Consider the following 12,631-nt stretch of genomic DNA (forward strand, 5'->3'; position numbering starts at 1 on the left):
CGACCGCCCCGGCGACCCGTGGCCGCCGCAAGCGCGCCCGCGTGGTGGCCCCGGCCGGACCGCCCCGCGCGGCGACCGCCGGGGAGGCCTCCGGCGAGTTTGCTGAGCAGGGCGCCCAGCAAGTACCCTGATCCTTCGGTGCGCCCACCGAGCCCGTGTTGACGGACCGGTAGTCATGAAGCGGCGCGCTTACCCCGAACGACATAAGAGAGTGAGCTCATCGTGTACGCGATCGTCCGCGCTGGCGGCCGTCAGGAGAAGGTGTCCGTCGGCGACGTCCTCATCATCGACAAGGTGAACGGGGCGGCCGGTGACAGTGTCGACCTCACGCCGCTGCTCCTGGTCGACGGTTCCACCGTCACCAGCGACGCTGCGAAGCTCGCCAAGGTCAAGGTCACGGCCGAGGTGGTCAAGGCCACCAAGGGTCCGAAGATCACGATCATGAAGTACAAGAACAAGACCGGTTACAAGAAGCGCCAGGGTCACCGTCAGCACTCGACCCAGGTCAAGGTCACCGCGATCGAGGCCTGAGCCTCGCCCCTTTCACGAACGAGAACGAGGTTTAGAACATGGCACACAAGAAGGGTGCATCCTCGACGCGCAACGGCCGCGACTCCAACGCCCAACGGCTTGGTGTGAAGCGGTTCGGCGGCCAGGCCGTCAACGCCGGCGAGATCCTGGTCCGTCAGCGCGGCACGCACTTCCACCCCGGTGACGGCGTCGGCCGTGGCGGCGACGACACGCTGTTCGCGCTGGTTGCGGGTGCGGTCAAGTTCGGCTCCAAGAAGGGCCGCAAGACCGTCAACATCGTCCCCGCCGAGACGGTCTCCGTCGGCGAGTCCGCCTGACGCGGGACACGCACGATCCTCGACGCGAGGGGGTGGGCCGTCCGGCCCGCCCCCTCGCGTCGTTTCTGCCCGGCGTTGCGACTCCGGGGCACCACCCCAGCAGCATCCGATGAGAGGCCCTGATGGCGAACTTCGTTGACCGAGTCGTCCTGCACGTCGCCGCCGGTGACGGCGGGCACGGCGTCGCGTCCGTGCGCCGCGAGAAGTTCAAGCCGCTCGGCGGCCCGGACGGGGGCAACGGCGGTCGCGGCGGCAACGTCGTCCTCGTCGTCGACCCGCAGTCCACGACGCTGCTGGACTACCACCACCACCCCCACCGCAAGGCGACCAACGGCAAGCCCGGCGCCGGTGACGAGCGCAACGGGGCCGACGGCGAGGACCTGATGCTGCCGGTCCCCGAGGGCACCGTGGTCAAGTCCGCCTCCGGCGAGGTGCTCGCCGACCTGGTCGGGATGGGTGCGACCTACGTCGTCGCGCGCGGTGGCCGCGGAGGCCTGGGCAACAAGGCACTGGCCTCGCCGCGGCGCAAGGCCCCCGGCTTCGCGTTGCTCGGCGAGCCCGGTGACGCCCTCGACGTCGTGCTCGAGCTCAAGACGCTCGCCGACGTGGCGCTCATCGGCTACCCCTCGGCCGGCAAGTCCAGCCTGGTCTCCGTGCTCTCGGCGGCCCGGCCCAAGATCGCCGACTACCCGTTCACCACGCTGGTGCCCAACCTCGGCGTGGTCACCGCCGGCGACGAGCGGTTCACCGTCGCCGACGTGCCCGGCCTCATCCCCGGCGCCAGCCAGGGCAAGGGCCTGGGCCTGGAGTTCCTGCGCCACGTCGAGCGCTGCTCGGTGCTCGTGCACGTCATCGACTGCGCGACGCTGGAGCCAGGCCGCGACCCGCTCAGCGACCTCGACGTGATCGAGGAGGAGCTCTCGCAGTACGTCGCCGACGAGTCGCTGGGTGGCAAGCCGCTCTCGGAGCGCACCCGCATCGTCGTGCTCAACAAGGCCGACGTGCCCGAGGCCCGCGAGCTGGCCGAGATGGTCCAGCCCGACCTCGAGGCCCGCGGGCTGGAGGTCTTCATCGTCTCCGCCGTGGCCCGCACCGGCCTGCGCGAGCTCGGCTTCGCCATGGCCCGCCACGTGGCCGAGGCCCGCAAGGCACTCGAGGTCGTCGAGGTGCCCCGGGTCGTGCTGCGGCCCAAGGCCGTGGACGACAGTGGCTTCACGGTGACCCGCGAGAACACGCCCGACGGCGAGATCTTCCGCGTCGTCGGCGAGCGGCCCACGCGCTGGGTGCGCCAGACCGACTTCTCCAACGACGAGGCCGTGGGCTACCTCGCCGACCGGCTCAACCGCGCCGGCGTCGAGGAGGCGCTGTTCAAGGCCGGCGCCGTGGCCGGGGCGACCGTCGTCATCGGGGCCACCGACAACGCGGTCGTCTTCGACTGGGAGCCGACGATGTCCGCCGGGGCCGAGCTGCTCGCCGGTCCGCGTGGCACCGACCTGCGCCTCGAGGACGCCCACCGCCCGACGCGTGACCAGAAGCGTGAGGACTACGCCGCACGCCGTGCCGCCAAGACGGCGGCGCGCGATGAGCTGGCGGCCGAGCGCAAGGCCGGTCACTGGGCGGACGCCGCCTCGGAGGACGACGACGATCTCTAGGCTGCGGCCATGAGCAGCGTGGGGAGGTCGTCGGTGCGCGACGCGCACCGGGTCGTGGTCAAGGTCGGGTCGAGCTCGCTGACCCGCGACGGCGGCAGCCTGGACGTGGCGCGGCTCAACGCCCTCGTGGAGGTGCTGGCCACCCGGCGCGAGGCGGGCTCGTCGGTTGTGCTGGTCTCCTCCGGCGCCATCGCCGCGGGGATCACCCCGCTGGGGCTGACCAAGCGCCCACGTGACCTCGCCACCCAGCAGGCGGCCGCCAGCGTGGGGCAGGGAGCCCTGGTCGCGGCATACAGCCATGCCTTCGGCACCCACGGGCTGACCGTCGGCCAGGTGCTGCTGACCGCCGACGACGTCACCCGGCGCAGCCACTACGCCAACGCGCGGCGCACGCTCGACCGGCTGCTCGACCTCGGCGTCGTGCCGGTGGTCAACGAGAACGACACCGTCGCCACCCACGAGATCCGCTTCGGCGACAACGACCGCCTGGCCGCGCTGGTCGCGCACCTGGTGCACGCCGACGCCCTGGTCCTGCTCTCGGACGTCGACGCGCTGTATGACGGGCCGCCCAGCCGCGAGGGCACCTCGCGGATCCCCGTGGTCCGGGACGCCGACGACCTCAGCGACGTCCGGATCGGCGGGTCGGGGTCTGCGGTGGGCACCGGCGGCATGGCCACCAAGGTCGAGGCGGCGGCGATCGCCACGGGTGCCGGGATCCCCACCGTGCTGACCTCGACGGCGCAGGCCGCGCAGGCGCTGGCGGGCGAGGACGTCGGCACGTTCTTCGCGCCGACCGGGTCCCGGCGCGCGTCCCGGCTGCTGTGGCTGGCCCACGCCACCTCACCGCGGGGCCGGCTGGTGCTCGACCCCGGTGCGGTGCGCGCGGTGGTGGAGCGCCGCAAGTCGCTGCTGCCGGCCGGCATCGTCTCGGTCGAAGGCACGTTCACCGACGGGGACCCGGTGGACCTGTGCCGCCTCGACGGACACGCGGTGGCGCGGGGGCTGGTCAACTACGACTCGGCCGAGCTGCCGGGGCTGCTGGGCCGCACCACCCACGAGCTCGCGCGTGAGCTCGGCCCGTCCTACGAGCGTGAGGTCGTCCACCGCGACGACCTGGTCCTGCTCTAGCCCCCGGCGGGAGCGCGTCGACCCCGGTCAGGCGAGCTGACCGGGGCCGACGCGTGAGGCGTGGCTCAGTAGATCCGACGCCGGCGCCCGCCGATCGGCACGAAGTTCAGGATGAGGCCGACGACCAGCAGGATGATGCCGATGGTCAGCAGGACCTTCAGGCTGGCAACGAGCAGCCCGAGGATGATCAGGATGAGGCCGAGCGCAATCACGAGTTCTCCTTGGTTGGGGGACGTGACTCGGGGACCTTGCCGCATCAGGGGGTCACTGCGCCACTCGAGAGCCCACGTTTGTTTTTCCGGGAACTGGGCATGTGGACGGTGCGGTCCGTGTGGCCCGAAACACAGTGCTGCCACGACGTTTCCGCAGGCCAGCCCCGGTCGGCGACACGTCGCCGAGTGGGGCAGACTGCCCCCATGGACTCCGGCCCAGCCACCAAGCCGTCACCGGTTCCCGTCACCGTCGGGGCGGGCGACGTGCTCGCCGACCGCTACCGGCTCGAGCACCTGCTCGGTCGTGGGGGGATGGCCGAGGTGTACGCCGGGCGGGACGAGGTCCTGCAGCGACCGGTCGCCGTCAAGGTCTTCCCGTGGGTGGACGACGATCGCCGCAGCCAGGAGCCGGCGGAGATCCGCATGCTGGCCGCGTTGAGCCACCCCGCCCTGGTGACCGTGCACGACGCCGGCCCACCGGCGGAGGACGGGTCGCCGACGTTCCTCGTCATGGAGCTGGTGCCCGGGCCGACCCTGTCGGGCCAGCTGCGCGAGCAGGGACCGCTGAGTGAGCTGCAGGCAACGGCCGTGGCGTGCCAGGTCGCCAGTGCCCTGGCCTATGTGCACGCCCAGGACCTCGTGCACCGCGACGTCAAGCCGGGCAACATCCTGCTCCGGGAGGCAGTGACGGGCCCCGACCGGGAGGTCGTGGCCAAGCTCGCCGACTTCGGTATCGCGCGCCTGGTCAGCGCGACCCGGCGCACCCTCACCGGCACCGCGCTGGGCACGGCGCCGTACCTGAGCCCGGAACAGGTCCGGGGCGAGCCGATCGGCCCGGCCACGGACGTCTACGCCCTGGGTCTGGTGGTGCTGGAGAGCCTGACCGGAGCAGTTGCCTACCCCGGCAACGCGATCGAGTCGGCGGTTGCCCGGCTGCACCGCGCGCCGGAGGTCCCTGCGGACCTCGACCCCGTGCTGCACGGGCTGCTGCTGCGCATGACCGACATCGACCCGTTGCGGCGACCGAGCGCGTGGGAGGTGACCGAGACGCTGTCGACCCTGCTGGAAGGCGACGTCACCGCCGCCCAGCCGGTCCCCGCCTCGCGTCGGGCAGCTCGCCGGGCCGCGAGTCGCCGAGCGCGCGCCCGGGACGGCCTTGCCTCACGATGGCGCCGATTTCAGGCGATTCCTCCGGCGGACCGCAGGGCGGCGCTCGTCCTGGCCCTGGCCGGGGCGCTGCTGGGCGGCGGCTTCCTGCTCCTCGGCCCGGACGGCTCCAGCGCCGCTACGCCTGCGGTGCGGCCACCGGCCTACCCGTCGGTGCCCGGCCGCCTCGGCGTCGACCTCCACGACCTGCAGCAGGCGGTCGGCGGATGACCGGGGGTCGCTTGGTGCTCGGCGTTGCTGCGCTGTGCCTCGCCCTGAGCGGTTGTGCCACCACGAGCACTGCCGACGGTCACGCGCTGGCGCTCGCGGGGCTGCAGCGGGACGTGTTGTCGGTGACCCGGGCCGGGGCGGCCAGGGACCTCCCAGCAGCCATGACGGCATTGGCGACCCTGCGCGACCACCTGGCCGCCGCCCGTCGGTCGGGCCGGGTGAGCTCGGTGGAGGCCGCCCGGATCCAGGCGGCGGCCGACAGGGTCTCTGCCGACCTCGCTGCCCTTGCGGCTCCGCCGGTCCACCCCGTCGTGACGCCCTCGCCCTCGCCCTCGCCGTCCCCCCCGCCGCCGCCCGCGCCCAGCGCCACACCGGCGCCGAGGCCGGCGGCTGTCGCGCCCGCCCCGCAGACACATCACGGGGACCATCACGGCAAGGGCGGTCACGGCGGCCACCACGGGCACTAGGGCGGTGGCGTGCCGCCCCGCCCTCCGGGGCGCCGGTAGCCGCAAGGGCCGTCTCATCCTTCGGTGTCGCAACCTGTGTCCGCGGGACGAAATGGCTGGCGGTGCAGGCGAGGACCCGGCATACGCTGCAGGCATGGCTTCGATCGACTCCGAGGTGACCGCCCACGTCGCCGAGCTCGGCGACCGGGCGCGGGTGGCCTCCCGCCGCCTGGCGCTGCTCTCCCGCGCCGACAAGGACGCTGCGCTGCTGGCCATGGCCGACGCGCTGGAGGCGGCGGCCCCGCAGGTCATCGAGGCCAATGCCGAGGACCTCGAGCGTGGGCGGGGGGCCGGCCTGGCTGAGGGACTGCTCGACCGGCTGCGCCTGGACGAGGCCCGGGTGCGTGCGGTCGCCGCGGCGCTGCGTGACATCGCCGGGCTGCCCGACCCGGTGGGGGAGGTGGTGCGCGGCTCGACCCTGCCCAACGGCCTGCAGATCCGCCAGGTGCGGGTGCCGATGGGCGTCGTCGGGATGATCTACGAGGCGCGACCCAACGTCACCGTCGACGCCGCCGGGCTCGGGCTCAAGAGCGGCAACGCGGTCATCCTGCGTGGGGGGTCCGCGGCCTCCTCGACCAACCGGGCGCTCGTCACCGTCCTGCGCAACACCCTTGAGGCGCAAGGCATCCCGGCCGACGCGGTGCAGCTGCTCGAGGGCGGGCGCGACGCGGTGCGGGCGCTGATGACCGCGCGCGGCCGGGTCGACGTGCTCATCCCGCGCGGCGGCGCCGACCTCATCCAGACCGTCGTGCGCGAGTCCACCGTGCCGGTCATCGAGACCGGCGTGGGCAACTGCCACGTCTACGTCGACGCGGCGGCCGACCTCGACAAGGCCCTGGCCATCACGCTCAACTCCAAGGTCCACCGGCCCAGCGTCTGCAACGCCGCCGAGTCCCTGCTGGTGCACCGCGACGTGGCCGCCGACTTCCTGCCCAAGGCCCTGGCCGCCCTGGGCGGTGCCGGCGTGCGGATCCACGGCGACGAGCAGGTGCGGCCGTTCGCGGACGCCGCGGGCACGGCATACGAGCCGGCGACCGAGGAGGACTGGGGCCGGGAGTACCTCTCCCTCGACCTCAGCGCCCGCGTCGTGGACAGCCTCGACGAGGCGCTGGAGCACGTGCGCCGCTACGGCACCGGGCACACCGAGGCGATCGTCACCGAGGACCGCGCCGCGGCCCGGCGCTGGGTGGCCGAGGTCGACGCGGCGGCGGTGATGGTCAACGCCTCCACGCGGTTCACCGACGGTGGCGAGTTCGGCTTCGGCGCCGAGATCGGCATCTCCACCCAGAAGCTGCACGCCCGCGGCCCGATGGCCCTGCCGGAGCTCACGACGACCAAGTGGATCGTCGAGGGGGACGGCCAAGTTCGTTCCTGAGCCGGCAACTGGCAGGATTGCCGACCGTGGAAGGCACCGAGGTTCGTAAGCTGGCCGCGCTCGAGGACACCCACTGGTGGTATCGCGAGCGGCGGCACCTGCTCGCGGCTGCCCTCACGGGGGTCCAGCCGGGACATGCCCTGGACGTGGGCGCCGCCGGTGGCGGCAACACCCGGGTGCTCCGTGAGCTCGGCTGGGACGCGGCCGCGCTGGAGTACGGCCCCGAGGGGGCGCAGGTCGCCGCCGAGCGGGGCATCCCCGTGATGCGCGCCGACGCCACGCTTCTGCCGGTGCAGGCCGGGGCGATGGACCTGGTCGTGGCCTTCGACGTGCTCGAGCACCTCGTCGACGACGACGCCTGCGCCCGGGAGATCCACCGGGTGCTGCGCCCGGGCGGGACCTTCCTCGTGGCCGTGCCGTGCGACCCCCGGCTGTGGTCCTCGCACGACGAGGCGGTCGGGCACGTACGCCGCTACACCCGCCCCACCCTGCAGGACCTGTTGCAGCGCAACGGTTTCCGGGTCGAGTCGATGACGTCGTGGAACGTCCTGCTGCGCCCGGTCGTGGCGCTGCGGCGCAAGTCCTCCAACGGCAGCGACCTGGACGACCTGCACCCGGCGGTCAACGCCGGCCTGCGTGCGGTCATCACCGCCGAGCGCTACCTGCCGGTCAAGAAGCTGCCCGGCGTCAGCCTGCTCGTGACTGCTCGGCGGCCGTAGCCACACGGGTCACGGGGTTGTCCGCACCGCTGTCCTCGGCGGCCGAGTCGTAGGCGACGAAGTAGGACGGGCGGCCCTGCATCATGGTGTACATCCGCCCGACGTACTCCCCGAGGATGCCGACGCACAGCAGCTGGATCGCGCCGACCGAGGCCACCGCCACGACCGTCGAGGTCCAGCCGGCCACGGTCTCGTTGCGCAGCTGGGCGACGAGGGCGTAGACCAGCAGCAGGACCGCGGCGATGCCGCCACCGATGCCGCACCAGGTGGCCAGACGCAGGGGAGCGGTGGAGAAGCCGGTGATGCTGTCCACCGAGAGCTTGATCATCCGGGCCAGGGGGTACTTCGAGCGCCCGGCGGCCCGCACCTCGCGGCGGTAGCCGACCGAGGCCGAGGGGAAGCCGAGCGCCGGCACCACGAACCGCAGCACGCGGTGGTGCTCGGGCAGGGCGTTGACCGCCTGGACCGTGGCCCGCGACATGAGCCGGTAGTCGCCGGCGTCGACCTGCGCCGAGGTCTGGCCGAGGCTGCGCAGCAGGCGGTAGAACGCCCGGGCGCTGCCGCGCTTGAACGCCGAGTCGGAGGAGCGGTCCGAGCGCACGCCGTAGACCACGTCGACCCCGTCGCGCCGGGCGACCTGGAGCATCTGCGCGAGCACCTCGGGCGGGTCCTGCAGGTCGGCGTCGAGGGTCGCGACGTAGTCCCCGACGGCGCGTGCGAGGCCGGCCGAGATGGCGGCCTGGTGCCCGGCGTTGGCCCGCAGCCGCAGCACGCGCAGCTGCGGCCACTCCTTGCGGTAGCGCTGCAGCAGCACCGGCGTCGCGTCCTTGCTGCCGTCGTCGACCGCGACGACCTCGTAGGACGCGCCGGTCCCGTCCAGGGCGCGGCGCAGCCGCTCGACGAGCAGCGGGAGGACCTCCGCCTCGTCGTACATCGGGACGACCACGGACAGCTCGACGGACATGTGGGAAGCCTAACCGGCGCCGGTCCTGACCCCGCGACGGTTCAGCCCCCGGTGTGCCGTGCCCGCCTTCCCCTGTCGGCCACCGTCCCGGGTGGGCGTGCACGCCGGACCGTCATCGCGGCCGTTGGGCGCGAACAGGTGCTGCACACCGCCGCGATGTCGGTCGAGTGGTCACGCCACCACCACCTCGCCTCGTCCCCGGCGGCGACCCAGCACCCTCCGAAGCAGGGTGCACAGGCGGTGAGGGTCGGCGAGGTCGCGCCAGGTCACCCGCACGACGGTCCACCCGGCCGCCACGAGCCGGTTGTAGCGCGCGCAGTCGTTGGTGAACTCCCGGACCCCGGCGTGGAAGGCATACCCCTCGGCCTCAACGACCACGCGTCGAGCCGGGAACGCGAAGTCGGTCCAGTGCCGGACACCGCCGGCCTCGATGAGGTGCTGCTCGACCCATCCGCGGATCTGTCCCTGGATCATCGTCGCGCGCACGAGCGTCTCCATCAGCGAGCCCGACCTCGGGCCGGCCCAAGCCGCGACGCCGCGCGCCTGCCGCGACAGCACCGCCCGACGCGCGATGGCCAGTGCCTGACCCAGCCGCACGCCGGGGATCGCAAAGAAACCGGGCGCGGGGGACACGAGCCGTCCCGACCTCATGGCGGAGGTCAGCTCGCGGCGGGTGAGGAAGGCCAGGACCTGTCGTCGGGGCAGGCACGTGGCGCGGTGCAGCTCCACCCACAGCTCGGTCAGGGCCATGCGTCGATGATGGCGATCCTGGGGGGTCCGATCGGGGTTGTCCCCAGCCGGGCACGCAGGACCGACGTCGCCCGGTTCCCGACATGACAACCCCGGACAGAAGGCCGCGATGTCGGTCGAGTGTGCAGGTGAGGTCCCTGTCCTACCTGCACGGACGCCCCGCTAGGCTGTGCCCATGTCGTTCTCGCCCCTGCTGACCCACCTGGCCGCCGCTGAGGAGCACACCCGCGAGCTGCCGATCCCGACCTGGGCCTACGGCGCCCTGGCCGCTTTCGGTTTCGCCGCCCTCCTCGGGGTGCTGTGGACCTTCCGCAACACCGCGGCCAAGACGGGTCAGCACACCCACGGGGACCACCACTGACCACCCGCCTGGGTGTGATGGGTGGAACCTTCGACCCCATCCATCACGGTCACCTGGTCGCCGCGAGCGAGGTCCAGGCCCTGTTCGACCTCGACGAGGTCGTCTTCGTCCCCACCGGCCAGCCCTGGCAGAAGGACGCACGCCAGGTCTCCCCGGCCGAGCACCGCTACCTCATGACGGTGATCGCCACGGCGTCCAACCCCCGCTTCACCGTCAGCCGGGTCGACATCGACCGGCCCGGCCCGACCTACACGATCGACACCCTCCGCGACCTCGCCGCGCAGCGGCCCGACGCGGAGCTGTTCTTCATCACCGGCGCCGACGCCCTCGCGCAGATCCTGTCGTGGAAGGCCGCCGACGAGCTGTTCGAGCTCGCCCACTTCATCGGGGTCACCCGTCCCGGCCACGAGCTGACCGACAACGGGCTGCCCCGCGACCGGGTCACCCTCCAGGAGGTCCCGGCCATGGCGATCAGCTCCACCGACTGCCGCGCCCGCGTCGAACGGGGCGAGCCGGTCTGGTACCTCGTGCCCGACGGCATCACGCAGTACATCCACAAGCACCACCTGTACGCCCAACCGTAGGAGGACCCGCGTGGCCGCCACGCAGCACGCCATCGACCTGGCCAAGGCCGCCGCCACCGCCGCCGAGGACAAGCTCGCCAGCAAGGTGCTGGCCATCGACGTCAGCGACCAGCTCGCCCTGACCGACGTCTTCGTCATCGCCTCGGCCGCCAACGAGCGGCAGGTCAACGCCATCGTCGACAGCGTCGAGGAGAAGCTGCACACGCTCAAGGCCAAGCCGGTCCGGCGCGAGGGGGAGCGCGACGGCCGGTGGGTGCTCATCGACTTCGGTGACATCGTCGTCCACGTCCAGCACGAGGACGAGCGTGAGTTCTACGCCCTCGAGCGCCTCTGGAAGGACTGCCCGGCCATCGACCTCGGCGCCTGAGCCATGTCGCGTCGCCGCCTCATCGTCTGGCGCCACGGCCAGACCGACCACAACGCCAGCGGCATCTGGCAGGGCCAGCTCGACACGCACCTGTCCGAGGTCGGGCGGCAGCAGGCGCGGACCGCGGCAGCCGCGCTCGCGGCATACCAGCCCGACGTCATCGTCGCCAGCGACCTGCAGCGCGCCGCGGAGACCGGCCGCACGCTGGCCGAGCTGGTCGGCCTGCCCATCCGGTATGACGAGCGGTTGCGGGAGATCCATGCCGGTGAGTGGCAGGGGATGACCGCGGGCGACGTGGCGGAGCAGTACCCCGAGGAGCAGGCGGCGCTGGCCGCCGGGGAGGACCTGCCCCGCGGGATCCACGGCGAGACCGTCTCCGAGGTGGCGGTGCGGGCACGTGCCGCCGTCGACGACCTGCTGCCGACCCTGGGGGAGGGGCGGTGCGCCGTCATCACCACCCACGGCGTCTCCGGCCGGGCCCTGGTGGCCTCGATGGTCGGGCTGGACCAGCACGCCGCGTGGATGTCCATCGCGGGGCTGCACAACTGCCACTGGGCCGACCTGCAGGAGTACGACCGGGGCTGGCGCGTCGTGGCGTGGAACGCCGGCGCCGGCATGGGCTCGTCGCGCTGACCACCCGATTTGGTGAAAACCGGGGGTGGCCGGATAAAGTACTCCTCGTTCCCGCGAGGGAAACCCACGAGTGATCGTGCGGGGCTGTGGCGCAGCTGGTAGCGCACCTCCATGGCATGGAGGGGGTCAGGGGTTCGAGTCCCCTCAGCTCCACCCGACACCGAAGGCCGGCTCCTGACAGGGGCCGGCCTTCGGCGTTGTCAGGGCAGGTGGCCACCGGGGCCGCTGCGACACCTGGGGGGCACATGGCACGGCAGATCCGCATCGGGGTCCAGCTCAACCCGCAGCACGCAGCGTGGGACGACCTGCGTCGGGCCGCGGTCGAGGCCGAGGACGCCGGCGTCGATGCGATCTTCACCTGGGACCACTTCTTCCCGCTCAGCGGCGACCGCGACGGCCGGCACCTCGAGTGCTGGACCGTCCTCGCCGCCTGGGCCGAGCTGACCGGGCGGGTGGAGCTCGCCCCGCTCGTGAGCTGCATCGGCTACCGCAACCCGGACCTGCTGGCCGACATGGCCCGGACCGTCGACCACATCAGCGGCGGCCGGCTCGTCCTGGGCCTCGGTGCCGGCTTCAAGGAGCGCGACTTCGTCGAGTACGGCTACCTGTACGGCACGGTCGGCGAGCGGCTGGACGCCCTCGAGGCCGGGCTGCCGCGGATCGAGCAGCGGCTGGGCCGGCTGAACCCGGCGCCGACCCGGCGCATCCCGGTGATGGTCGGTGGTGGGGGAGAGCGCCGGACCCTGCCGCTCGTGGCCCGGCACGCCGACATCTGGCACACCTTCGCCGAGGGCGAGGACTTCGCCCGCAAGGCGAAGGTGCTCGACGCCGCGTGCGTCACGATCGGTCGGGATCCGGGGGAGATCGAGCGCTCGGTCCTCGTCGGCGGCGACCCGCTCGACTCGGGCGTTGCGCTGCGTGCGCAGGGGGTCTCGCTGTTCGTGCTCGGCGCCAACGGTCCCGGCTACGACCTCGACGGCGTGCGGCGTTGGGTGCGCTGGCGGGACGAGGAGAACGCCGTCGCCTGAGGCCTTGGTCACGCGGGCGCGTTCGGACCGCCGGGCTCTGGCACGCTGCCGCCGTGGTCCCCGCCCTCGCCGTCGCGCTCGCCGCCACCGCCCTGCTGGACTGGCACGCCGTATGCCGTGACCACCG

General features: G+C 72.8%; 15 protein-coding genes and 1 tRNA gene. 13 read left to right on the forward strand and 3 right to left on the reverse strand.

Translation table 11 applies throughout. The annotated features are described in order from the left end of the window. Positions 1-222: 222 nt before the first annotated feature. The 4 genes from rplU to proB all read left to right on the forward strand — a co-directional run bounded on the left by rplU (position 223) and on the right by proB (position 3,628). Positions 223-531 (forward strand): 50S ribosomal protein L21, encoded by a 309-nt coding sequence (gene rplU / locus VF825_RS00995; RefSeq protein WP_141788855.1) that lies wholly within the window; start codon positions 223-225, stop codon positions 529-531. Positions 532-569: 38 nt separating this feature from the next. Next, positions 570-848, forward strand: a complete 279-nt coding sequence (rpmA, locus tag VF825_RS01000) for a 50S ribosomal protein L27 (RefSeq protein WP_331109191.1) — start codon at positions 570-572, stop codon at positions 846-848. A gap of 122 nt (positions 849-970) precedes the next feature. After that, positions 971-2,500, forward strand: coding sequence for a GTPase ObgE (gene obgE, locus VF825_RS01005; protein WP_331109193.1), 1,530 nt, complete (start codon positions 971-973; stop codon positions 2,498-2,500). A gap of 9 nt (positions 2,501-2,509) precedes the next feature. Then, positions 2,510-3,628 carry a glutamate 5-kinase gene (proB, locus tag VF825_RS01010; RefSeq protein WP_331109195.1) on the forward strand — a complete coding sequence of 373 codons (1,119 nt, stop codon included), beginning with the start codon at positions 2,510-2,512 and terminating at the stop codon, positions 3,626-3,628. 65 nt (positions 3,629-3,693) lie between these two features. On the opposite strand, the gene VF825_RS01015 is transcribed toward proB, so the two are convergent. Continuing rightward, positions 3,694-3,840 (reverse strand): hypothetical protein, encoded by a 147-nt coding sequence (locus VF825_RS01015; protein WP_331109198.1) that lies wholly within the window; start codon positions 3,838-3,840, stop codon positions 3,694-3,696. Positions 3,841-4,044: 204 nt separating this feature from the next. Between VF825_RS01015 and VF825_RS01020 the strand changes: the two genes are divergently transcribed. From VF825_RS01020 to VF825_RS01030, 3 genes are all read left to right on the forward strand, one after another. Continuing rightward, a complete protein-coding gene (locus VF825_RS01020) occupies positions 4,045-5,217 on the forward strand; it encodes a serine/threonine-protein kinase (protein WP_331109200.1) in 1,173 nt (390 codons plus the stop codon). 600 nt (positions 5,218-5,817) lie between these two features. Continuing rightward, on the forward strand, positions 5,818-7,098 hold the full coding sequence (locus VF825_RS01025; protein WP_414695736.1) for a glutamate-5-semialdehyde dehydrogenase: 1,281 nt from the start codon (positions 5,818-5,820) through the stop codon (positions 7,096-7,098). 26 nt (positions 7,099-7,124) lie between these two features. Then, a complete protein-coding gene (locus VF825_RS01030) occupies positions 7,125-7,817 on the forward strand; it encodes a class I SAM-dependent methyltransferase (RefSeq protein WP_331109204.1) in 693 nt (230 codons plus the stop codon). Here VF825_RS01030 and VF825_RS01035 read toward each other — a convergent pair. Together VF825_RS01035 and VF825_RS01040 are read right to left on the reverse strand one after the other, a co-directional pair. Then, positions 7,786-8,781, reverse strand: a complete 996-nt coding sequence (locus VF825_RS01035; RefSeq protein ID WP_331109206.1) for a glycosyltransferase family 2 protein — start codon at positions 8,779-8,781, stop codon at positions 7,786-7,788. The genes VF825_RS01030 and VF825_RS01035 overlap by 32 nt on opposite strands. Before the next feature lie 171 nt (positions 8,782-8,952). After that, positions 8,953-9,531 carry a hypothetical protein gene (locus VF825_RS01040; RefSeq protein WP_331109208.1) on the reverse strand — a complete coding sequence of 193 codons (579 nt, stop codon included), beginning with the start codon at positions 9,529-9,531 and terminating at the stop codon, positions 8,953-8,955. A 175-nt stretch (positions 9,532-9,706) separates the two neighbouring features. Here VF825_RS01040 and VF825_RS01045 point away from each other — a divergent pair, with 175 nt between their 5' ends. The 6 genes from VF825_RS01045 (at position 9,707) to VF825_RS01070 (ending at position 12,504) form a co-directional block, all read left to right on the forward strand. Next, entirely contained in the window at positions 9,707-9,892 is a 186-nt protein-coding gene (locus VF825_RS01045) for a hypothetical protein (RefSeq protein WP_331109211.1), read from the forward strand. Between the two features lie 14 nt (positions 9,893-9,906). Beyond that, the gene (nadD, locus tag VF825_RS01050) at positions 9,907-10,476 is read left to right on the forward strand and encodes a nicotinate-nucleotide adenylyltransferase (protein ID WP_414695737.1); all 570 of its coding nucleotides are present in this window, start codon (positions 9,907-9,909) and stop codon (positions 10,474-10,476) included. Between the two features lie 10 nt (positions 10,477-10,486). Beyond that, the gene (rsfS, locus tag VF825_RS01055; RefSeq protein WP_141788843.1) at positions 10,487-10,843 is read left to right on the forward strand and encodes a ribosome silencing factor; all 357 of its coding nucleotides are present in this window, start codon (positions 10,487-10,489) and stop codon (positions 10,841-10,843) included. A 3-nt stretch (positions 10,844-10,846) separates the two neighbouring features. Then, positions 10,847-11,476 carry a histidine phosphatase family protein gene (locus VF825_RS01060; protein ID WP_331109217.1) on the forward strand — a complete coding sequence of 210 codons (630 nt, stop codon included), beginning with the start codon at positions 10,847-10,849 and terminating at the stop codon, positions 11,474-11,476. A gap of 80 nt (positions 11,477-11,556) precedes the next feature. Next, positions 11,557-11,629, forward strand: a tRNA-Ala gene (locus VF825_RS01065). Positions 11,630-11,721: 92 nt separating this feature from the next. Continuing rightward, on the forward strand, positions 11,722-12,504 hold the full coding sequence (locus VF825_RS01070; protein ID WP_331109219.1) for an LLM class F420-dependent oxidoreductase: 783 nt from the start codon (positions 11,722-11,724) through the stop codon (positions 12,502-12,504). The last annotated feature ends 127 nt before the right edge of the window (positions 12,505-12,631 follow it).

It is taken from the genome of Oryzihumus sp. (genome assembly GCF_036391795.1).
In the GTDB taxonomy this organism is placed as follows: domain Bacteria; phylum Actinomycetota; class Actinomycetes; order Actinomycetales; family Dermatophilaceae; genus Oryzihumus.